The organism is Sphingobium sp. 15-1 (assembly GCF_013375535.1).
GTDB lineage: Bacteria > Pseudomonadota > Alphaproteobacteria > Sphingomonadales > Sphingomonadaceae > Sphingobium > Sphingobium aromaticivastans.
Window position 1 is genome coordinate 1,070,474 of the sequence record NZ_JABXJG010000002.1, and the last position, 22,131, is coordinate 1,092,604.

Below are 22,131 nucleotides of genomic sequence, written 5' to 3' on the forward strand. Positions count from 1 at the left end.
AGACTGCATGATGATGACGCCCAATTGCGAGGCCGATGTGATGGCGTGCGTTGCCGACGCCGTGGCGCAGGACCGAAAACTGGCGATTGCCGGCGCGGGCAGCAAGGCGGCGTTCGGCGCCCCGGTGGAGAGCGACGGCCTCTCCCTTGCTGCGCTGTCCGGCGTGGTCGCCTATGATCCGGCCGAGCTCGTCCTGACCGTCAGACCGGGGACGCTCCTGAAGGACATACAGGCGCTCGTCGCGTCGGAGCGTCAGATGCTGGCGTTCGATCCGTTCGACCATGGCCCCATCTATGGCGCGCCCGTTGGAGCCGCCACGATCGGCGGCGTGATCGCGGCCGGAGCGGCCGGTTCGCGGCGGTTGTCGGCTGGAGGCGCGCGCGACCATTTGCTGGGCCTGCGCGCCGTGTCCGGACGGGCCGAGCTGTTCGTCGCCGGCGGGAAGGTCGTGAAGAATGTCACCGGCTTCGATCTGCCGAAACTGGCGGCGGGAAGCTGGGGCCGCCTTTTCGCCATGACCGAGCTGACGCTCAAGGTCCTGCCGCGTCCCGAAACAAGCGCAACCCTCGCCATCGCCGGTCTGGAGGGCGAGCGAGCCATCAGCGCCATGGCGGCGGCCATGGGAAGCCAGGCCGAGGTCGCGGCGGCCGCGCACCGCCCCGGCACCGGCAATGCTCCGTCGTTGACCGCCTTGCGGCTGGAGGGCTTCGAACCGTCGGTGGCGGCGCGGGTCCGGCTCCTGTCGCACCTCCTCGCCAGCCATGGCGCGGTTGATTGCCTTTCCGCCGAAGCGGCCGACAGCTTCTGGTCCGACATGCGAAACCTTGCGCCGCTGGGGGCTGATCGGGCGCTGTGGCGTATAAACATACCGCCAAGCGCGGGCGCGAAGCTGACGGCGGGGCTCGCGGCGCAGGGCGCAGACTGGATGCTCGACTGGGCCGGAGGATTGGCCTGGGTGGCGTTCGATGGCGATCCCGCTCTCGTCCGCGCCCATGCCGAAGGCGCAGGCGGCCACGCGACCTTGCTGCGCGCCTCTCCGCAAGCACGCCGCGCCGTGCCCGCCTTCCATCCGCCAGCGCCCGGCCTTGGCGCCCTCGAACAGCGGGTTCGCCGCGCCTTCGATCCGCTGGGCATTTTCGAGACGGGACGGTTCTGAGATGCAGACACGCTTCAAGCCAGAGGCCCTACGCGACCCCGCCATGGCCGCGTCGGAGGCCGTTATCCGCAAATGCGTGCATTGCGGCTTCTGCACCGCCACCTGTCCGACCTATGTGCTGCTTGGCGATGAGCTGGACAGTCCACGCGGGCGCATCTACTTGATGAAGGACATGCTGGAGAATGAGCGGGAGCCCAGCGCCGAAGTCGTCAAGCATATCGACCGCTGCCTGTCCTGCCTCTCCTGCATGACGACTTGCCCATCCGGTGTGAACTACATGCATCTTGTGGATCATGCCCGCGCCTATATTGCGGAGCGCTATCGCAGGCCGCTGAAGGACCGGTTATTCCGCGCTCTGCTGGCCTGGGTGCTGCCCCACCCCCGGCGCTTCCGTCTGGCCTTGCGGCTTGCGCGGCTGGCCAGGCCTGCCGCGCCCTTACTGCGGGGGACGAGCGCCTTGCAGCCGATGGCGGCGATGCTCGACCTGGCGCCCGCCGCCGTCGCGCCAACCGCCAGCGCCGACGATTCCATGATCGCGCAGGCGCGGGGGCGGGTCGCCTTGCTCGCTGGATGCGCCGAACCGGTCCTGCGGCCCGAATTTCGCGCCGCCGCCATTCGCCTGATCAACCGGACCGGTTATGACGTGATCTTCGCGCCGGACGAAGTCTGCTGCGGCGCGCTGGTGCATCATATGGGTCGCGAGGACGCCGCATTGGCCGCCGCCCGGCGCAATGTCGACGCCTGGACGCGGGAGATTGAGGGCAAGGGGCTGGCCGCGATCATCATAACGGCGTCCGGCTGCGGCACGACGATCAAGGATTACGGCTTCATGCTGCGCGAGGATGCGGCCTATGCGGAGAAAGCCGCGAGGGTCTCCGCCCTTGCCAAGGATGTCAGCGAATTTCTGGCCGACGCCGATCTGCCGCCCGGCGACGGCAGGGGTCTGACGATAGCCTATCATGCCGCCTGCTCGCTCCAGCATGGGCAAAAGGTGACGGATGCGCCCAAGCGCCTGCTGGCCAATGCGGGCTTCCTGGTCCGTACGCCGGCGGAACCGCATCTGTGCTGCGGGTCGGCTGGGACGTACAATATCCTGCAACCCGAAATCGCCGGTCAACTCGGTGCGCGCAAGGTCGCCAATATCGAACGTCTGGCGCCCGACGCGATCGCGACGGGCAATATCGGCTGCGCCATGCAGATCGGCCAGCGGACCGCCATTCCGATCGTCCACACGGTCGAGCTGCTTGACTGGGCCACGGGCGGTCCGGCGCCAGCGGCCCTCGCGATGTTCGAAAAGGTTGCGGAATAGCCATAGCGGCCTTGCCGGTCCCATAGACTGACTCATGTGTCACTTTACCCGATTTTCCTGGGTAAAGTGACACATGGGTTTTTTGTGCGGCGGGCTGGCGAAAGGGGGATTCACAGCGACTCGCTTCATGCTAGATTCCTGCTATGTTCCAGCAGCCCGACCTTTTCGAAACCAGCTTGCCAGCGCGGAAGGAACGCAAGAGCTCCGGTTCGCCCAGGCTCCCGGACCTCGTCGAACGGATTTCCGCCGTTACCCGAAGACCGCGCTATGCGCTCCTCGTGCTCAAGCTGATCGCTCAGGAAGCGGGCGCGAACGGCAGTCTTGGTCCCTATGTCCAGACCGAGGAGGGGAGGGTGCCCGTGCGGGATTGGCTGTGCGCCGCGCTCGCGCCCCTCGCCCGGCGCGATTGTCGTCGGTTGGCGATGGTCGAGGCGGTGAAATCGGAGGTCGCGGCGCGGGCCGATGCCTCGCTCGACCCCTCCGATCTTGCGCGGGAGTGCGACGAACATATCCAGGCGCGGATCATCCGGTCGGGTCGGACAAGCGTCAGCCGCGCCGTCTCCGATCTGGTGAAGGCGGGATTTTTGCGCAGGCATTATCAGGGATACCGGTTCGACCATCCAAACCGGGGCGCTCAGCGGGAGGCGGTGTACACGATCACGCACGAAGCGCGGGGGGCGCTGTCGCGGCACTGAGGTCGGCGGGGGGCTTCTTGTAAGGGGTGATGACTATCCATTCACCGACTGAATATTCACTGACTGTTGACTCATCGACATGCAAGGCCTAGCATGTCGATGCTTGCTGATGCCGGGGAGTCGGTTCGGGAGGCAAAGGGCCTTCGGGTTAAAAAGATAATTTCAGACATTCGTTCACAGGAGAGGATCGATCGAACAGGGAGAAGCCGCGCCATCGATCGCCCATGATGAAGGCCGCGGGGGGGCTGCGCGCCAGCGCCGCCGGCTGACCAGGGAAGAGCTGGCCCCCGAAGCGCGCGAAGCCATTCTGCGCGCCGCGATGCGCGTCGTCGGCCAATATGGATATGCGGATGCCACTATTGCGCGGGTGACGAAGGTAGCGGGCATCGCGCAGGGAACATTCTATCTCTATTTCGAATCGCGTCAGGCCCTGTTCGACGAACTCTTGCCCCATTGCGGGCAACAAATGCTGGAGTTCATCCGAAAGCGCGTCGCGGGCGCGACGGATATTTTCGAAAAGGAGGAGCGCGGCTTTCGGGCGTTCTTCGAATATATGGAAATAAACCCCGCCTTTTTTCGCATCCTGACCGAAGCGGCGGGCGCCGCGCCGGAAGCGCATGCAAGGCATTTCGCGCTGGTGACCGGGCCCTATGTCCACACGCTGCAGCGCGCTTTGGCCGCAGGCGAGATAAGGAATTTCGACGCCGGTGAGCTTGAGGCGGTGGCCTATATGCTCATGGCGATGCGGGAATATCTTTATCTGGGGCACCTCAAAAATGGCGGTGGCGACCGGTCGGCGCTGGAGGAGACCGTGCGGGTCTACATGAAATTCGTCCAAGGCGGGCTTGGGAGACAATAACGATCCCTCTTGGCCAGCCGGCCTCGGCATATTGGGAGATTGGACCTGTGAAGATCGGAGGCAGCGTACAGTTTCGGCAATCCGACATATCGGAGCTGGCCGTGCTTGAGATGGCTTCGCGACCCGCGCCGGAAGCCGCATCCCTCGACAGCACGGCCGATGCGGATCTTTCGGCGTTCCGGGAAGAGGTTAGAAGTTTCCTTCGCGAACGGTTGCCCGCCGATCTGGCCTATAGGCCGCGGATGATGATGTCGCTGCGCGAAGACATTGTGCGCTGGCAACGCATATTGGCGGAGCGGGGTTGGGGCGCGCCAAGCTGGGCGCGAGACCATGGCGGCGCGGGCTGGACCACCCAGCAATGCCTGATCTTCGAAGAAGAATGCGTCGCGGCGGGGACGCCGACCCAGGACATTGTTGGCCAGAAATTATTGGGGCCGGTGATCAACCAATTCGGCAGCGCCGAACAGAGGGCCGAGCATATCGCGCCCATATTGAACGGCGACCGCATCTGGTGCCAGGGCTTTTCGGAGCCGGAAGCAGGATCGGATCTGGCATCCATCCGCACCAGGGCCGAACGCGACGGCAATGTCTATATCGTCAACGGCCATAAGGCCTTGGTCAGCCATGCCCATCAGGCGGATTGGATTTTCCTGCTCGTGCGCACACATGGGGATGGGCACAGGCATGATGGCATCAGCCTGCTTCTGGCCGATCTGCGTTCACCTGGCATCACCGTTCGTCCGGTTCCCAGCCTGGCCGGCTTCCATCATCTCAATGAAGTGATCCTGGACAATGTGCGCGTGCCCGCCGGCAATCGGATCGGGGAAGAAAATGCAGGCTGGGCCATCGCCAGGGTGCTTCTGGACGGCGAGCATGCGGCAACCGCCGATCTGCCCGCGCTGCGCGCCTATATATGGCAGCTCAAGGAGCTTGGCGGCAGCGAGAAGGTCGGCGGCAGGCTGCTGATCGAACAGCATGCCTTCGCGGTTCGTCTGGCGCGGCTGGAGGCGGAGTTGGAAGCCGTCGCGATGATGGTCGCGCGCGTGGCGGCGCTGGAGCAGGCGCAGGATCATGGCCGGGCGGCCCGCGCTTTGGGGTCGATGCTGAAGCTGCGCAGCACCGATCTGCAACAGCGTCTTACCGAATTTCTGGTGGAAGCGCTGGGCGATTACGGAGCGGTTCGCGGCGCTTTCGACAATGCTGGCGAGGACCCCTTCGCGCCCTTGCCCTATTTCGCAAAGAATATCGCCTCGGAAATGTTCTTCCGGCGCGGCGCGACCATTTATGGCGGGAGCAGCGAGATACAGCGCGTCATCATTGCGAAGACCCTCTTCAATCTGTGATGGGGAAATCCCATGAACTTCGACCTGGACATGGAGCAAAAGAGGCTGCGCGACGATGCGCGCGACTTCACCGAGTGCCATTACGGCTTTGACGATCGCGAGATGCTGCCGGACGACAAGGCGGCGCATGAGCGGGACCATTGGCGGTTGTTCGCCGTCAGGGGCTGGCTGGCCACGGCGCTGCCGCGGGCCTATGGTGGCGGTGGCGGGTCTTCGTTCGAAACGACGCTGATCGCCCATGAATTCGGCCGGGCGCTGGTGCTGGAGCCTTATCTCGGCTGCGCCGTGATGGCGGCGCAGACCATCGTTGCGGCCGGGACGCCGCAACAGCTTGAGCGTTTCATTCCGGAATTGGCGAGCGGACGATGCAGGGTCGCGCTCGCCTATAGCGAAGCCCAGTCGCGGGGTATGCCGGAGCCGATCCTGCTGCGGGCGGAACGCGCGCCCGACGGCTTTATCCTGCATGGACGCAAGACGCTGGTGCTGGGCGGCGTCGGCGCCGACCGTTTCGTCGTGTCGGCGGTGGCGGGCGAACAGCCGGTGCTTCTGATGATTGATGCCGCTTCGCCCGGTCTGACGATCACCGCCCTGGAACTGCATGACGGGCGGCAGGCGGCGCAGCTTGCGTTCGACGGCGTCTTCGCGCCTGGCGAAGCCTTGCTGGGCGAGCCTGAAAAGGCGCTCGCCGCGCTGCGCCACGGCCTTGCCCATGGCACGGCGGCATTATGCGCGGAACTGGTCGGCATGATGGAGCGGGCCATCGAAATCACCGCCGACTATCTTCACGGTCGCGTGCAATTCGGCGCGCCCATCGGCAGGTTCCAGGCGCTTCAGCACCGGTTGGCCGATATGGCCGCAGAGATGGAACTCAGCCGTTCCATGCTTTTCGCGCTGGTGGCCGCGCTGGACGACGGCGACAGGGAGGCCATTCAGCGCGCCGTGTCGCAGACCAAATCGCTCGTCGGGCGCGCCGCCAAAAGCGTGTGCGGACAAGCGATACAGATGCATGGCGGGATCGGCATGACGGAGGCCTGCCCCATCGGCCATTATTTCAAGCGCGCTGTCGTCGCGGACAGCCTGTTGGGCAGCAGCGACAGCCATGACGGCGTCCGGGCCGATGCGCTGGAACATACGCTGAAGACTGCCGAGCTTCGTTGGTATGAACTGCTGCCCCTTTGGTGGACCGCCAGGCAAGGGGCATAGCACGCAACCATCGGGTGCCGGTCGATCCGGCGCGCCTTTCGCGGCTTCACGCGCAGGCGGAAATCTTCCTCGGCACATCTTCATAGAGTGTCGTGCGCTGGCGCAGCGGCCGTCCAGCGGCGGCGGCGGCCCGTTCCAGATCGGCAACCGTCAATTGCTGGCCATGCGCCGCTCCGGCAGCCCGGCTGATGGACTCGTTCATCAGCACGCCGCCCAGATCGTTCACCCCGGCATTCAGGCAGGCGGCGGCTCCATCGATGCCCAACTTGACCCAAGATGCCTGGATCGAGTCGATCGCGCCATGCAGCGCGATGCGCGACACCGCATGCATCAGGACGGTCTCGCGCCAGGTCGGCCCCTTGCGCGCCAGCCCCTTGGTATAGACCGGCGAAAGCATGTGGACGAAGGGGAGAGGAACGAATTCGGTGAATCCCCCGCTTTCCAATTGCTGCCGGCGAATGGCCAGCAAATGCCGTGCCCAATGGACCGGCTGTTCGACGCTGCCGAACATGATCGTGGCGGTCGTGGGCAGTCCGACCCGATGCGCCGCCGCCGCCACCTCCAGCCATTGGGCGCTGTCGAGCTTGTCGGGGCAAAGTATGGCGCGAACATCGTCGTCCAGGATTTCGGCGGCGGTTCCGGGCAGGGAACCGAGCCCTTCGTCTTTCAACTGACGCAGGAAATCGGTCACCGTCATGCCCGAAGTCGCTGCGCCCTGGCTGACCTCCAGCGGGGAGAAGGCGTGGACATGAATATCCGGCTGCGCGGTCTTCACGGCGCGAAGGATGGCAAGATAGGTCTCCCCAGTGTAGCGCGGATGGATGCCGCCTTGCAGGCAAACCTCCGTGGCGCCGCGTTCCCAGGCTTCCTTTACGCGACTGGCAATGTCCTCCAGTTCCAGATCATAGGGTTTGTCGCGTGCGCCGCTCTTGGCCGATGTCTTGGAAAAGGCGCAGAAACTGCAGCTAAATGTGCAGATATTGGTATAGTTGATGTTGCGGTTCACGACATAGGTCACAGGATCGCCAATCACGCAGCGCCGGAATTCGTCGGCAGCCGCGACCACCGTCTCCGCCGCGCTGCCGCGTGCCGCGAACAAGGCCGCCGTTTCGGCTTCCGTGAGGGTGTGGCGGGCGGCTGCGCGTGAGAGGATCGCATCGATCCGGGGCGCCGCGATGAAAGCGGGCGCCGATATGCCGAGCGGACGGTCCGGCGATCCGGGGGCGGCGAAGGCGAGGCCGGGACTCCAGACGCCGTCCCGCGCCAGTCCTTCGGCATCCGCATGACGCCGCATCGCCCGCGCAACATCCGGTTCCGCCCAGCGCTCAAGATTGTGCAGGAAGGCGGGATAGGCCGTCAGCCGTTCGACCAGCGGACGGCCGGATGCCGCGCACTCCGTCTCCAGCGCAGCGATGGCGGGCCAGGGCGCTTCCGGATTGACATGATCGATCGTGACCGGAGAGATGCCGCCCCAGTCGTCGATGCCCGCGTCGATCAGCGCGCCCGTTCGCTCCGGATTGAGATTGGGCGGCGATTGTATTCCGACCTGCGCGCCCATGATCAACCGCGCCGCCGCGATGGTCCACAGCAGTTCTTCTTCCGAGGGTTCCGGCGCCTGCGCCATCATTGTTCCAGGCTTTGCCCGGAAATTCTGGACGATGACCTCCTGAATATGCCCATGACGCCGATGGAGGTCGCGCAGGGCGAAGAGATCCTCGATCCGTTCCTCGCGGGTTTCGCCAATGCCGATCAACAGGCCGGTGGTGAAGGGAATGGCGGCCTCTCCCGCCGCGGCGATCGACGCGAGCCGCGCCGCCGGGCGCTTGTCGGGAGAGCCGAAATGCGGGCCGCCGCGCTGACAGAGCCGTTCGGCCCCGCTTTCCAGCATCAGGCCCATGGAGCCGGACACGCGTCGCAAGCGCGCATAGTCTTGCGGCGCCAGAACCCCGGCGTTGATATGGGGGATGAGGCCGGTCTCTTCGAGCACGCGGTCCGCAATATGTTCGAGATAGTCGATGGTGGTTTCGAAGCCGAGCGACGTCAGCGCCTGCCGCGCAGCGGCATAGCGCGTTTCGGGTTTGTCGCCCAGCGTGAAGAGCGCTTCCTTGCACCCGGCTTCGGCGCCGGCGCGCGCGATGGCCATCACCTCGTCCGGAGAGAGATAGGCGCCCGCAAGCCGTCGCGGCGCCTTTGCGAAGGTGCAATAATGGCAGACGTCGCGGCAGAGCTGGGTCAGGGGAATGAAGACCTTGCGGGAATAGGTCAGCCTTGCTGCGCCGGCGCTGTCGCGAACGGCCCGGCTTCGTTGCGTCAACTCCGCAAGCGGCGCGTTCAGCAGATATTGGCGCAGTCCGCGATCATCCTCCGCAACGACAGGTGGCGGAGCGGGGAATGGCGGCACCGGCAGACCTGTCCCGTCGTCCCTTTTCATCGGTCGGCGTCCTTCATCTTGCCCGTGATGCGGATGCCGGCCTGCACCAGCTTGTAGCGGCGGTTGAGCTGGATAAGAACCGAAGTCAGCGCTTCGGCCGCCGCCGAATTGGCCAGCGGACCCACATGCCAGCTCCGCATGCCTAGTTCGGACAGGAGGGCTTGGACGGCTTCCACCGCCCCGGCATCGTCGCCCGCGACGAGGACATCGGCGTCGATCTCCTCACCTGAGGCCAGCTTTTCCGCGCCGATATTCTGCAGCGCTGAAACCAGCCTGACATCCGGACCCAATATTCCGGCCGCTTCCAATGCGGCGCAACCCGCTTCCGGCAATTGCACGGTGCCGACCCTCGGCGGTCGCAGGGGCACTGTCGCGTCGACGACGATCTTCCCCTGCGCGGCGTCGCGGATTTGCGTCAGGGTTTCCCGATGCGCGGCATAAGGGACCGTGACGAAGATGATCTCAGCCTGGCTTGCCGCCCCGGCAAGGCTCGCGCCCGCGACGCGGTGGCCCGGCGCATCCTCGGACATCCGCCGTGCCACGGCATCCGCCTTGGCGGGATCGCGGGAACCGATGCATATGGCATGCCCGGCCTTCGCCAGCCGCCCCGCCAATGCGGCGCCAAGGGCGCCCGTGCCGCCCAGGATTGCGATTTTCGTCAAGTCCGTTCCCATATTTCGAGTGCAGGATAGCGCCCGTCCTTCAGGACTTGGCCATGTTCATGAAGGCGTCCAGCTCGCGCGGAACGTCGTCGACCGGCTGGAAGATCAGCTCCGTAACGCCACGCGCTTCATATTCGGCCAGCTTGTCCTTCCACGCGGCGCGATCCATCGTGTTGCCGTACAGGCCCAATACTTCCGGCGTCAGGAATGGACGGTCGATCTCGTTCACCAGTGCGGCATGCCCATCGTGGACCGCCATATGGCGGCGTTCGGCGGGGATGGCCTCATAGGCCGCCTTCCAGGCCTTGCCATTGGGCAGGGTTTCCGGGTCTTCGAATTCCAGCAGCATGTGCATGGCGACCGCCGCCATCGGCCCCCCGGCCCGCAACGCATGATCGGAACTCAACGGCTCGCCCTCGTCGAGCACAGTTCCGCTCATGATCGTGGCGTTCCATTCGAATTCGGGCTCGGAATTAGTGACGGTGATGACGCCCTTCCCATATTTCTTCGCGGCCGCGACACCCTTCGGTCCCTGGACCGCGATGAGGAACGGAATGTCGATCGGCCGCGGCGGCGCCCATTCGTCATAATGCATCATCTTCATGATCGCGCCTTCCCACAGCGTTTCCTCACCGCGGAGAAGGCCTTGCAGCACCTCCAGATATTCGCTGACATAGGCCCAGGTAAGCGGCCGTTGGCCCATGGTGATGCGGCCCGTGAAACCGGCGCCGACCGCCACGATCACCCGCTCCTGGCCCGCAATGGACGCCAATGTCGCGATGGCGGTCGCCGTCACCATCGGGTGGCGCAGCGAAGGCACCATCACGCCCGGACCCAATATGATGTTCGAAGTCCGCTCCGCGGCGCGGCAGAGTTGCACCCAGACATCGGCGGCGATGGCGGGCGTGTCATAGAAGAAGGCGCGCTTATAACCGAGTTGATCCGCGATGGCGGCATGTTCATGGCTCTTCAGGGAACTGTTGAAGCCGCAGGAAATCGTCAGGGACATCGGCTTGACCTTTCAGTTTCGATGGTGGGTGTCGATGGATTGCGAGCGAGAGCCGCAAACCTCCTTGTTTGGGGAACAGGCACTCAGTCCGGCTTTGGCAGGTCCAACCGATAGAGCGACAAGGCCGTATCGTGGAACAGCCTGGCCCGCTCGGGTTCGGTGAGGGAGGCGGTCATGCGCTTCACCATGTTCCAGAAGGCGACATAGGTGAAAAGCGGCGAATCCACGGGAAAGTTGCTCTCCACCACGCAGCGATCGGGCGTGAACGTCTCTATGGCGAAAAGCACTTCGGGGCCCCAATGGCCGGCCAGCCATTCGGATGAGCGCGGCTCCGCCCAGACATCGGGATGAACGGCGGGGAAGAGGCCCAATCCGCCGATCTTGAAATAGACATTGTCCAGTTCCGCCAGACGCCTGAGTCCGGCCCGCCATTCCTCCAGCACTTCGCTGCGCCTGTCCGCATAGGGACCGACGGCCAATGGGCAGCCCAGATGCTCCAGCACGAAGCGGCAATTGGGTTGCCGGGATGCAAGGCGCCGGAAATCGTCAAGCTGATGATGATAGACCCAGGCTTCGAATATCAGGTCGCGTCGGGCGACTTCGACCAGCGCGTCGGCCGCCGCGTCCGTGCGCAATATGCCGGGGATGATTTCATATACGCCGGGCGGGAAGCTGAAATGCTCGTCCCAGGCGGCGCGGCAGCGAATGCCCTTGAACGTTTCGCCGCCCGCCGCCTGATGGGCATCCAGCACCTCTCCTATGCCCGATCCGAGCCGCAGATCGGCATGTGCGATGATGCCGGCCAACTCGCCCCGGCCTTCCGGCCGCAATCCGGCCACCCATTCGGTCTCTCCGACCGGCGCCATATGTTTGGGGCCATGGGGTCGATAGGCGGCGGAACATTCCGCGAAAACGGTGCCGACGATATTGTGGCCCGCCGTCGTGTCCCGCATCAGCTCTTCAAGCAGATAAGGCGGATAGGGAACATCCGGAAAACCGCTTTCGAACCAGATATGGTGATGCGTGTCGATAATGGGAATGTGAGGTTCCAGAGCCTCTTCCCGGATTGGTGGGCTGCTCATCGCCAATATCTCTCCCGCGGCCACATTATGAATTATCCTATATGTTCACCGTCCGGTGAAGACGGGTTTACGTTTTTCGACGAAGGCGCGCATGGCTTCCTCGGCGTCCTGGGTGTTTCTGATGTCGAGGGTCATTTCCTGTTCGTACCGGTATCCGTCGCGCAGGCTCATATATTCGATGGTGTTGAGGGTACGCTTGAAGAGCTGGACGGCGAGCGGGCTTTTGGAAGCGATCTCGCGGGCCAGGTCCATGGCGGTGGGGATGAGCGCGTCGGGTTCGACGCAGGCCTCCACGATGCCGAGGCGGTAGAGCTCGGGCGCCGGGACGCGATAGCCGGTGAGCGCCATGCGCCGCAGCAGCGAATGGCTGAACAGGCGCTGGGCATGCCGCCCGCCGCCCATCAGGCCGACGTCGATCTCGGGCAGGCCGAGCGAGGCCGTCTGCGAGGCGATCAACAGGTCGCAGGACGCCGCGACGGTGAGGCCGGAACCCAGGGCGGGACCGTTGAGGGCGCCGATGACCGGCTTCCTGCACTCGACGATGGCGTGGAAACTCTCGCGGGCGCTGCGCAGATCGTCGCGGGTGACGGGCGCGGTGCGATGGAGGTCGGTGCCTGCGGAAAAGACCCGGCCCGCGCCGGTCAGCACGACGGCGCGCACGGCATCGTCGACCGAAAGCTGGTCGAAACAGGCCTTGACCTCTTCCTGGAAGGTGAAGTTCTGCGCGTTGACGGGCGGCTTGTCGAAGGTCACCAGAGCGATATGCTCATCAATCTCCACGCGCATCGCGGTCAGGTCATACATCGCGGCAAGCTCTCCCAGGGCCTTGTGTCCGTGCCGGAGGCAACCGCTTGCAGCATGCCGCAAGCCGATGCTCCGGCTTTCTTCCCCGCAACCCTAAAAGCCGCCCACTCATAACACTAGTGACATGCACCGTATTTCAGCTATGCATCCCATGATATGACTGGTGGCGGTCATCGCAAAAAAGGCCGTCGACCCGCCGGTCGACAGCCTCCTTTGAAAAGCGACGAAATTTTGGACGAACGCCGTCCGGAAACAATTTACGCCAGCGTATGCGCCCGGGCGCTCATGCCGCCTTCGCACGGGAGGATGGCCCCGGTCGTCCATCGGGCCTCTTCCGTCAGAAGAAACAGAGCTACCCGCGCCGGATCCTCAGGGTGGGCGATGTGGTTCATCGGGGATGCATCCGCAATGGCTTGCCGGGCCTCTTCCGTCGGCATCCACGCGTCGAACATCTCGGACCGTGTCGAACCCGGCGCGATGGCATTGATGCGGATGTTCCGCCGGGCATAGTCCAGCGCGGCGCATTTGGTCATGCCGTCCAGCCCCCATTTGCTGGCGCCATAGGCGGACATGTTCGCCATGCCGACCAGCCCGCCAATGGAGGAGGTGTTGACGATCGCCCCGCCTTGCCCATGCTCCAGCATCGCGGCGATCTCATATTTCATGCACAGGAACACGCCGCGCAGATTGACCGATATGACCTGATCGAAGTCCGCCGGATCGACTTCGTGCAACGGCCCATTGCCCGCATTGGCGCCCGCATTGTTGAAGGCCATGTCGAGCCGGCCGTAAAGTGCCTTGACCCGGCCCACCGCCGCTTCGACCGAAGCCGCATCGGTCACGTCGCAGGAAACCGCACTGACCTCCAACTGCCGCGAGCGCAGGTCCTGGACAAGCGCGGCCAGCTTGTCCTCGCGCCGCGCCGCCGCGACGACGTTCGCTCCTTCGGCGGCGAACAGGCGCACTGCGGCTTCCCCGATGCCGCTGGTGGCGCCCGTCACCAAAACCGTCTTGCCCTTGAGCCGGTCATAAGTCTTTTCGAGCCTTGGAGGGCTGAGATAAGACATATCAAATCTCCAATTCACGCAGGCCGATTAGAAATCGGCCTGCAATTCGACGAAGAAGGACCTGGGTTCGGCCCATCCCTGATAAAATACCGAGGGAAGACTGTAGTTGCGATAGCCCTTGTCGGTCAGGTTCTTGCCCGACACCACGAGCCTGTAGTTGCTCCAATTATAGGAAATCGATCCGTCCAGAAGTCCGTAGGAGGGCTGATAATCATATTCGCCCAGAAGCGTGCCCGTCCCCACGACATAGCGGCTTTGCCATTTATAGCCGATGTTCAATCCCAATTCGCCGGGGCCGACAGGCGCCTTGTAATCGGCCCGGATGCCGTAGGAATATTTCGGCGCGCGCTCGACGGGATCTCCGGTAATGTCGAAGGTGGAACCCGGCGTTCCCGCCTGGCCGCCCGGCCCGATGCCCGACAGAGCGCCGGGCAGGATACCGCCGGTAACCTTGGCATCGAGGTAGGAGAACTGGGCTTGCACGGTGAGGCCGTCGATCGCCTTTGGCCGCAGGCTCGTTTCGATTTCGACGCCCCTGTTCCTGATCTTGGGCACGTTGATGATATAGGTATTGCTGCCCGGACCATAGCCGGGCGCCACGACGAACGACACGATCTGATGGTCTTTCAAGACGGCGGTGAAAGCCGCGACATTGAGCGTTAGCTGACGGTCGAAAAGAACGCCCTTATAGCCGATCTCGTAACTCACGTTGGTTTCGGGCTCGAAGGTCGAATAATTGGCGCCGGGCGAATAATTGTTCTGCGACGGGTCCTGCTCCGACAGAGACCCGCGTGGCGAGAAACCGCCCGAGCGGAAGCCCTCCGAACGGCTGGCATAGACGACATTGTCCCGCGTCAGCTTGTAAGTGGCGGAAAAGCGGGTGAGCAGCGCATTCCATGACCTCTCGTCCTGGAATGCGACGAGGGCATTGTTGACTGGTCCTGAAGCGTCATAGATTTGCGCGAAACGGTTATGGAATTTCTTCTTCTCATATAGGTATCGCGCACCCATGGAGAACTGCAATTGTTCGGTGACATTGGCGTCTATATTCGCGAAGCCCGAAATGCTCTCATTCTTCTCGCCTGAAAACTGGCCCGTCTGATACTGATCGACGGCCACGCCGGGAATCTGATTGGCGGTGAGCTGGACGGCATCATTGTTGCTCTTCAGATAATATAGGCCGATCATGGCCTTGGCCGGGCCGAAATCCTTGCTCAGGCGCGTTTCCTGCGTGAACTGCCAGTAATTTTGCGGCCGGTTGAAATGCAGCACGGGCAGGAACGGATTGGGCAGAATGTTGCAGCCCAGACCCTGAACGTCGCTGCCGCAACTGGAATCGCCGTCATGGATCAGCCGGTCGTCCTGATCCAAATAAGCGGTGATGGAAGCCAGATCGCCAATGGGCGTTTCCCAGCCCAGTTCCAGACTGTACCGCTGCTGCGTCATGGTGAACGACGTCGGAAAATCAGTCGCCACCTGGTAGCGCTTCAAGGGCTGGGTCACGCCCGGCACATAGGGCACGCCGAATTCGTTGAACGACAGAGGGCCGCCCGCCAGCAATTTCGCGCCCAGCAGATTGCCGAACTGGTTGGGCGTGCCGTCGCCCTTCTGACGCACATAGTCGGCCGTCGCCTGTATGTTGAGTTCCGGGGTAACGTCCCAGGCCAGGGCGATCGTCCCGGTCGTCATCCGGTCGCCGCCGACATGCTTGTCGCCGGTATAGACATTTTCCAGATAGCCGTGATTGCGGCGATGCGATCCCGCGATCTTGATGCCCGCATTGTCCCCCAGCGGGGCGTTCGCGATGACGCGGCCTATGACCTGGCCGAAACTGCCCGTCCCTATGGATGCGCGCAGACCCCAATCCTTGGTGGGACGCGACCGGCGCACGCTGACGGAACCGCCAATGGTGTTCCGTCCCTGGAAAATGCCCTGGGGGCCGCGGTTGATTTCTACCTGGACGATGTCGAAGGCGTCGATCAATTGTCCGGTATTGGGACCGATGACGACATCGTCGATCAGCAAACCGACAGAGGGCGCCTGGCCTTTCTCTATGTCGGAATAGCCAAGGCCGCGGATGAATATGGCGGCGGCACTGGCGCCACCACCTGACGGCCCGATGTTGACGTTCGGCGCAACGCCCGTGAGGTCCTGCAAAGTTCTGGGCTGCTGCGCGACGAGCTGAGCCTCCGTAACGGCGGTGACCGCGACAGGAACATCCTGAAGACGCTCCGCCGATTTGCGCGCCGTGACGATGATGTCGTCCAGAGCCGCCGGGCTGCCCTCATTCTGCTGCGCGGATGCGGTCGTGGTCAAAGCGCCCAGGGCATAGAGCCCAAGAGCGCAGATGAGCGGACGCGCATGAAGCAATGATTTCACCTTAACCTCTCCCCGTACTTGTTTTCGCATATCGTACGGTGCCGGAGAGTAAGGGAAATGCCGTCATGCCGTAACTGGCAGGGAACATATTTCAGATATGCGTCATCAGGCATATCGACGGCGGAGGGACGGATGTTCAGGCGAAAATCGGCCGAAATGGAGCGCGCTATTTTGGAATGGCCTTGCGAAGAACGGCCTGGATGAAGGCGAAGATTTCCCGCGCCGCCGCGCCCAGCGGGCGGTGCAGCACCTGGCTGGCGACGATGATCCGGACCATGGGCGGATCGACGATGCGGACCGCCTTCAGCCGCCCTTCCGTCACGGCTTGTTCGACGGCAAAACGCGGCAGGATCGTATAATGCCCCTTCTGCTCCGCCACCAATGTTTGAAGAGACGAAGATGTCGGCTCGATCACGACGTTGAGGTCCACTTCCTGCCTGCTCGACACGAGGTCGAGAACGTTGCGGGTCGCGCTGGGACGGGGAGGCAAGGCGAGCGGCAGACCGTGCAACTGCCTGAAGGCGATCGTCTCGGCGTCCAGCAGCGGATCGTCGGCTCGGCCTATCAAGCAGGATTCGGCCGTGGCCAAGGGCGTTTCAAGCTGTTGGGGGCGGCCGTAGCGGTAGAAGATGGCAATGTCGAACCGGCCCTCGCCATGCCATTCCTCAATCTGTCCCGAATCCCCCTCGACGATTTCCACCCGCACATCGGATTGCCGCTCCCGGATATTGTCCAGCAGCGGCGGCACGATCAAGGCGGCGATGGACGGCAGCGTCGCGATCCGGACCACCCCGCTGGGCAGGGCCTTCGTTCTTGAAATCTGCGCCGCCAGCAGATCGGCCTGTTCCAGCAGTTCGCGGGCTTTGGGCAGGGCGCGTTCGCCCATCTCCGTCAGTACCACGCCCCGCCCCGTCCTGTGGAACAACTGCCCGCCCCATGCGCTCTCGACCGCCGCGATGCGGCGGCTGATGGCGGGTTGCGTCGTCTGGAGCATCTGGGCGGTTCTGGAAAGGCTTCCGCTTTCCGCGATACGAACGAAGAGTTCCAGCCCGGCGAGGTCGCGATTATTCTCAGTCATATCATAGGAAGCATAGCTGAAATACGGTGCATGTCACTAGTGTTATGAGTGGGCGGCTTTTAGGGTTGCTGTGAAGAGCGCCGGAGGATCGGTTTGCAGCATACTGCAAGCAGCACCTCCGGCACGGACACAAGGCCCTGGGAGAGCTTGCCGCGATGTACGACCTGACCGCGATGCGCGTGGAGATTGATGAGCATATCGCTCTGGTGACCTTCGACAAGCCACCCGTCAACGCGCAGAACTTCACCTTCCAGGAAGAGGTCAAGGCCTGTTTCGACCAGCTTTCGCTCGACGATGCCGTGCGCGTCGTCGTGCTGACCGGCGCGGGCCGGGTCTTTTCCGCCGGCACCGACCTCCATCGCACCGCGCCCGTCACCCGCGACGATTTGCGCAGCGCCCGCGAGAGCTTCCATGCCATTGTCGAGTGCAGGAAGCCGGTCATCGGCGCGCTCAACGGTCCCGCGTTAGGCTCAGGCCTCACCATCGCGGCGTCCTGCGACCTGTTGATCGCCTCGCGGACGGCTTCGCTCGGCCTGCCCGAGATCGACGTCGGCCTGATGGGCGGCGGGCGGCATGCCCAGCGCCTGTTCAGCCATTCACTGCTGCGGCGCATGGCGCTCACCGGCTATCGCGTCCCGGCGTCCGAACTCTACCGTCTCGGCATCGTGGAGGCCTGCGTCGAACCCGATGCGCTTCTCCCCGCCGCCATGGACCTGGCCCGCGAGATCGCTTCCAAGAGCCCGCTCGCCGTCCAGCTCTTCAAGCGCACCCTCAACACCATCGAATATATGAGCCTGCGCGACGGATACCGGTACGAACAGGAAATGACCCTCGACATCCGAAACACCCAAGACGCCGAGGAAGCCATGCGCGCCTTCGTCGAAAAACGTAAACCCGTCTTCACCGGACGGTGAACGGAAATAATCTTGAAGAGGCTGCGGTTATGGGCGAGCGAATAGACAGACAGGTCATGCTGGAACGCGCGAGGACTTTTCGGGGGGAGGTCCGGGACTTTTGCGAGAACGAACTTCCGGTCGCTCTGAAACGGAAGGTGGCTGACGGACAATTGCTGGAAAAGGAAGACTTTGTGAGCCATCTCGCGGCGCTTGCCAAGCGCGGCTGGGTCGCCGGTCACTGGCCTTCCGAATATGGCGGATGCGACTGGACGCCGCTGGAGCGCTTCATCTTCGAGGAAGAGTCGCAGCTTCGCGGCGCGCCCTGGCTTATTCCGACGGCGATCAATTATGTCGCCCCCGTCATCATCCATTTCGGCAATGAGGCCCAGAAGCGCCGTTTCCTGCCGCCTATCCTGGCGGGAGAGGAGTGGTGGACGCAGGGCTATTCGGAACCGGGCGCGGGTTCGGACCTGGCGGCGCTGAAGACGAAGGCCGTGCGGACCGGCGACAAATATATCGTCAACGGGCAGAAGATATGGACGTCCAACGCGCATTGGGCGGACTGGATGTTCGCCTTGGTCCGCACTGGCGACGGGACGCGCAAGCAGGAGGGAATTTCCTTCCTGTTGATCGACATGAAGACGCCGGGCATCACCGTTCGCCCGATCCTGACGATCGATGGCCATCATCACGTCAACGAAGTGTTCCTCGACAATGTAGAGGTGCCGGCGGAAAATCTGGTCGGTGAAGAGGGGCAGGGCTGGTCCTACGGCAAGTTCCTGCTGGGCGAGGAGCGGCTGGTGGTTGCCGATACCGGCATATCCAAGCGTCAGTTGCTCCGGATCAAGGCCATGCTCCAGGACGGACAAGTCTGGCGGCCGGTCGATGCCAGCGCGATGCGGAAGCGCCTTCATGAACTGGAATTGCGTCTGCACGGATTGCGCACATTCTGCATGGAGGCGGCGCTGCGCGGTCATCCGACCCCGACCGAAGGGTCGATGATCAAGATTCTGGCGACGGAACTCCAGCAGGCGATAGCGGAGCTGACGGTCGAACTCTTGGGGGGCGCGGCCACGGCCTATGATCCCGCGAACGCCATCGGCCCCCATGGCCGCTCGCCGGTCGGTCCGGCCAATGCGGCGGGCCTGACGACCGAATATCTGCATGGGCGGGCGAAGACCATCTACGGTGGCTCCAACGAAATCCAGCGCAACATCATAAGCAAGGCTGAGCTTGGACTATGACCGCCCGATTGATCGAAGATGAAATTGACGCCGCGCTCGATGACGTCGCGCGCAAATTCGCCGCCAATGATTATAATTTCGAGGAGAGGCACCGGCTAAAGGCCGAGCAGCGCCGCTTTTCACCAAGCGCATGGACCGCCATCGCTGACATGGGCTGGCTGGGCCTCGCAACGCCGGAGGAGTTCGGCGGTCTGGGATTGCGGCTTTCCTCCATCGCCGTGCTGGCCGAAGCGGCGGGCGCGATGTTTCTCAACGAACCGCTGACGGATACCGGATTTTGCGGCGGTTATCTCGTCAGCGAACTGGGTTCATCCGCGCAGAAGGCGGAGTTATGCCCGCAAATAGTGGATGGCTCGCTGCGTCTGGCGGTGGCGCTGGACCCCGCGGCATGGCTTGCGGCCGATGCCCGCGCGGTGGTTGTGGACGGCGATGGAAAGCTGACGGGCGCGCTTCCGCTTTTCCCGGGCGCGGATATTGCGGACAGATTATTGGTGCGGGCGACTGGTGCGTCGGGGAAGTCCAGCGTCCATATCGTCGATCCGAATGCTGAAGGCGTGACCATCGCTCCCTATTCGCTCATCGACGGGCGCGGAGCGGCATCCGTCACCCTTGGCGGATGCGCCTCTCAGCCGCTGGGCGAAGATGTTTCGGACGCGGAGGCTACCCTCGCCAATGCCCTGGCGATCGGGGCGCTCGCTACGGCGGCGGACTCGCTGGGCGTCATGGACCGGGCCGTGAAGGTCACGGTCGCCTATCTCAAGACCCGCGTTCAGTTCGGCCGGCCGATAGGCGACAATCAAGTGCTTCAGCACCGCGCCGTGGACATGCACATGCTGACGGAGGAATCGCGTGCAGTGGTCGCGGGGGCCGTCCTTGCCGGGGCGGCTGGCGATCCGGCCTTCCGTCACCATGTTCATGCGGCCAAGGCGATTGTGGACGCCCATGCGCGCAAGGTGGTTCATGGCATGATCCAGCTTCATGGCGGCATCGGCATGGCGGACGAGCATGTCGCCGGCCAATGCCTGGCGCGCGTCATGGTCAATGAGCAGCTTTTCGGCCAGTATCGCGATCATCTGGAGCTTTTCGGCTGCGGTTTGAGCGATGATTTCGGTGCCTGATGATGGTCCGGTGGATGTGAGACAGAAATGACGATGGATATAAGCGGCTGGAACACCAGGCTGACGGATGAGATGATAGCGCGCCATGTCTCCTCCGGCGCGTGGCCCAATCTCACGATCGCGGATCGCGCGCGGGATTGGGCAACGCACACGCCGGACGCCGTGGCGGTGATCGACGGCGATGTCAGCCTCTCCTACGCCGAGCTTTTCCGGCGCTCGCTCTTGCTGGCGCGGGCGTTTCTCGGCCATGGCCTCCGGCCCGGCGATGTCGTCAGCTTCCAACTGCCGAACTGGCATGAGGCGATGATCATCAACATCGCCGCGGCGATGACCGGCCTGGTGGTCAATCCGATCGTCCCCATCTATCGGGACGCCGAAGTGGGCTTCATCCTCGAAGACACGCAGGCGCGCCTGCTGTTCATTCCGGAAAGCCTGCGCAGCGCCCATTATGTCGAACTGATCGAGCGTCTGCGTCCCAAATTGCCGAAGCTGGAGCATGTGGTCCTCGTGCGGGCAAGCCGGGACGGCTATGCATCGTTCGACGACTGGATGGCGTTCGGGGAAGGGGAAGGTACGCCGGACGCGGCCGCGCTGCCTGCGGTCGATCCGAACGCGGTCAAGCTCGTCCTTTACACCTCGGGCACGACGGGCCAGCCGAAGGGCGTGCTGCACAGCCACAACAGCCTGGGCGCGGAGATCGACGCGATGGCGCGCCTGCGATCCCTGACGGCGGCGGATGTCGTTTTCATGCCCTCGCCGGTCACGCATATCGCGGGCTATCTCTATGGTATGGAGCTTCTCTTGACCTGCGGGATGAAGACGGTGTTCATGGAGCGGTGGAAGGCGGCCGAAGCGGTCGACCTCATCGCGGACCATCAGGCAAGCTTCACCGCCGCTGCGACGCCCTTCCTGGCGGAGCTGGTCGCGGAGCTGGAGCAGCGGGGCGTGACGCTCCCGTCGCTGCGCTTCTTCGGCTGCGGCGGCGCGCCCGTCGCGCCCGACATCGTCGAACGCGCCCGCCTGGTCCTGCCCCATTGCGAGACCACTCGCGCCTATGGGGCGACGGAGGCGCCGACGGTCAGCGTGGGCGTCGTGCCGGGCGATCCGGTGGAACTGGCCGCCATCACCGACGGCGCGGTCTTGAATCATGAGGTGCGCATCATCGATCCCGCGACGGGCAGACCGATGCCGCCGGGGCAGGAAGGCGAGATCGTCACGCGGGGGCCGGAGGTGATGCTGGGCTATACCAATCCCGACGCGACGGCGGAGGCGTTCGACGAGGAGGGATATTTCCATAGCGGTGATCTCGGCTTCCTGTCGCATGGCAGCTACATCACGGTCACTGGCCGCATGAAGGACATCATCATCCGTGGCGGCGAGAATATCGCTCCTAAGGAGATAGAGGACGTCCTACATTGCCACTCCGCCGTGCGGGAGGCGGCGGTGGTCGCCATGCCGCATGCCAGGCTGGGCGAGACGCCTTGCGCCTTCGTCGTGCTGAATGAAGGCGGCGCGCTGGATTTCGAAGAGATGACGGCTTTCCTGGAAAGCCATAAGGTGGCGAAGCAGAAATTTCCGGAGAAGCTCCTGATCGCTGAAGATCTGCCCCGCAATGCCGCCGGCAAGATATTGAAGCATCTGCTGAAGGCGCGGCTCAAGGACTAATCCCCTGAATCCGAAGTTCGCCGCATTAATTTCGTCACCCCGGGTCAAGCCCGGGATGACAGTAATGAAACGAACTTCGATTCCGCCAACTAGGGCCAATCGACATTCAGCCCTGACAGGTCGCCGCGAAT

At 63.6% G+C, this 22,131-nt stretch carries 18 protein-coding genes; 10 read left to right on the top strand and 8 right to left on the bottom strand.

Translation table 11 applies throughout. From position 1 onward, the window contains the following. The first annotated feature begins 7 nt into the window (after window positions 1-7). The 6 genes from HUK72_RS20965 to HUK72_RS20990 all read left to right on the top strand — a co-directional run bounded on the left by HUK72_RS20965 (window position 8) and on the right by HUK72_RS20990 (window position 6,565). Window positions 8-1,156 carry an FAD-binding protein gene (locus HUK72_RS20965; RefSeq protein WP_218036195.1) on the top strand — a complete coding sequence of 383 codons (1,149 nt, stop codon included), beginning with the start codon at window positions 8-10 and terminating at the stop codon, window positions 1,154-1,156. Between the two features lies 1 nt (window position 1,157). Beyond that, window positions 1,158-2,465 carry a glycolate oxidase subunit GlcF gene (gene glcF, locus HUK72_RS20970; protein WP_176598529.1) on the top strand — a complete coding sequence of 436 codons (1,308 nt, stop codon included), beginning with the start codon at window positions 1,158-1,160 and terminating at the stop codon, window positions 2,463-2,465. 143 nt (window positions 2,466-2,608) lie between these two features. Further along, window positions 2,609-3,160: a hypothetical protein gene (locus HUK72_RS20975; protein ID WP_176598530.1), complete on the top strand. Its 552-nt coding sequence runs from the start codon at window positions 2,609-2,611 to the stop codon at window positions 3,158-3,160. A gap of 307 nt (window positions 3,161-3,467) precedes the next feature. Continuing rightward, window positions 3,468-4,019 carry a TetR/AcrR family transcriptional regulator gene (locus HUK72_RS20980; protein ID WP_255325951.1) on the top strand — a complete coding sequence of 184 codons (552 nt, stop codon included), beginning with the start codon at window positions 3,468-3,470 and terminating at the stop codon, window positions 4,017-4,019. Window positions 4,020-4,129: 110 nt separating this feature from the next. Then, a complete protein-coding gene (locus HUK72_RS20985; protein ID WP_176598907.1) occupies window positions 4,130-5,362 on the top strand; it encodes an acyl-CoA dehydrogenase family protein in 1,233 nt (410 codons plus the stop codon). Window positions 5,363-5,374: 12 nt separating this feature from the next. Further along, on the top strand, window positions 5,375-6,565 hold the full coding sequence (locus tag HUK72_RS20990; RefSeq protein ID WP_176598532.1) for an acyl-CoA dehydrogenase family protein: 1,191 nt from the start codon (window positions 5,375-5,377) through the stop codon (window positions 6,563-6,565). A gap of 46 nt (window positions 6,566-6,611) precedes the next feature. Here the strand turns inward: HUK72_RS20990 and cofH are convergent, their stop codons facing one another. The 8 genes from cofH to HUK72_RS21030 all read right to left on the bottom strand — a co-directional run bounded on the left by cofH (window position 6,612) and on the right by HUK72_RS21030 (window position 17,077). Continuing rightward, window positions 6,612-8,996, bottom strand: a complete 2,385-nt coding sequence (gene cofH / locus HUK72_RS20995; protein WP_176598533.1) for a 5-amino-6-(D-ribitylamino)uracil--L-tyrosine 4-hydroxyphenyl transferase CofH — start codon at window positions 8,994-8,996, stop codon at window positions 6,612-6,614. After that, window positions 8,993-9,658, bottom strand: a complete 666-nt coding sequence (gene npdG / locus HUK72_RS21000; RefSeq protein ID WP_369806030.1) for an NADPH-dependent F420 reductase — start codon at window positions 9,656-9,658, stop codon at window positions 8,993-8,995. The genes cofH and npdG overlap by 4 nt, the downstream gene beginning before the upstream one ends. Before the next feature lie 40 nt (window positions 9,659-9,698). Continuing rightward, on the bottom strand, window positions 9,699-10,667 hold the full coding sequence (locus tag HUK72_RS21005) for an LLM class flavin-dependent oxidoreductase (protein ID WP_176598535.1): 969 nt from the start codon (window positions 10,665-10,667) through the stop codon (window positions 9,699-9,701). A gap of 83 nt (window positions 10,668-10,750) precedes the next feature. Further along, window positions 10,751-11,749: an amidohydrolase gene (locus HUK72_RS21010; protein WP_176598536.1), complete on the bottom strand. Its 999-nt coding sequence runs from the start codon at window positions 11,747-11,749 to the stop codon at window positions 10,751-10,753. Window positions 11,750-11,794: 45 nt separating this feature from the next. Continuing rightward, window positions 11,795-12,553: an enoyl-CoA hydratase/isomerase family protein gene (locus HUK72_RS21015; protein ID WP_176598537.1), complete on the bottom strand. Its 759-nt coding sequence runs from the start codon at window positions 12,551-12,553 to the stop codon at window positions 11,795-11,797. Window positions 12,554-12,810: 257 nt separating this feature from the next. After that, window positions 12,811-13,620, bottom strand: coding sequence for an SDR family NAD(P)-dependent oxidoreductase (locus tag HUK72_RS21020; RefSeq protein ID WP_176598538.1), 810 nt, complete (start codon window positions 13,618-13,620; stop codon window positions 12,811-12,813). Window positions 13,621-13,647: 27 nt separating this feature from the next. Continuing rightward, window positions 13,648-15,999, bottom strand: a complete 2,352-nt coding sequence (locus HUK72_RS21025; RefSeq protein ID WP_176598539.1) for a TonB-dependent receptor domain-containing protein — start codon at window positions 15,997-15,999, stop codon at window positions 13,648-13,650. A 166-nt stretch (window positions 16,000-16,165) separates the two neighbouring features. Further along, entirely contained in the window at window positions 16,166-17,077 is a 912-nt protein-coding gene (locus HUK72_RS21030) for a LysR family transcriptional regulator (protein ID WP_176598540.1), read from the bottom strand. A 155-nt stretch (window positions 17,078-17,232) separates the two neighbouring features. On the opposite strand from HUK72_RS21030, the gene HUK72_RS21035 reads away from it, so the two are divergent. The 4 genes from HUK72_RS21035 to HUK72_RS21050 are packed head-to-tail and all read left to right on the top strand — an operon-like array spanning window position 17,233 to window position 22,000. Continuing rightward, window positions 17,233-17,991 (top strand): enoyl-CoA hydratase/isomerase family protein, encoded by a 759-nt coding sequence (locus tag HUK72_RS21035; protein ID WP_176598541.1) that lies wholly within the window; start codon window positions 17,233-17,235, stop codon window positions 17,989-17,991. A 56-nt stretch (window positions 17,992-18,047) separates the two neighbouring features. Continuing rightward, window positions 18,048-19,217, top strand: coding sequence for an acyl-CoA dehydrogenase family protein (locus HUK72_RS21040; RefSeq protein ID WP_176598908.1), 1,170 nt, complete (start codon window positions 18,048-18,050; stop codon window positions 19,215-19,217). Further along, complete coding sequence (locus tag HUK72_RS21045) at window positions 19,214-20,335, top strand: acyl-CoA dehydrogenase family protein (RefSeq protein ID WP_176598542.1); 1,122 nt, start codon at window positions 19,214-19,216, stop codon at window positions 20,333-20,335. The genes HUK72_RS21040 and HUK72_RS21045 overlap by 4 nt, the downstream gene beginning before the upstream one ends. A 27-nt stretch (window positions 20,336-20,362) precedes the next feature. Next, window positions 20,363-22,000 (top strand): AMP-binding protein, encoded by a 1,638-nt coding sequence (locus tag HUK72_RS21050; RefSeq protein ID WP_176598543.1) that lies wholly within the window; start codon window positions 20,363-20,365, stop codon window positions 21,998-22,000. The last annotated feature ends 131 nt before the right edge of the window (window positions 22,001-22,131 follow it).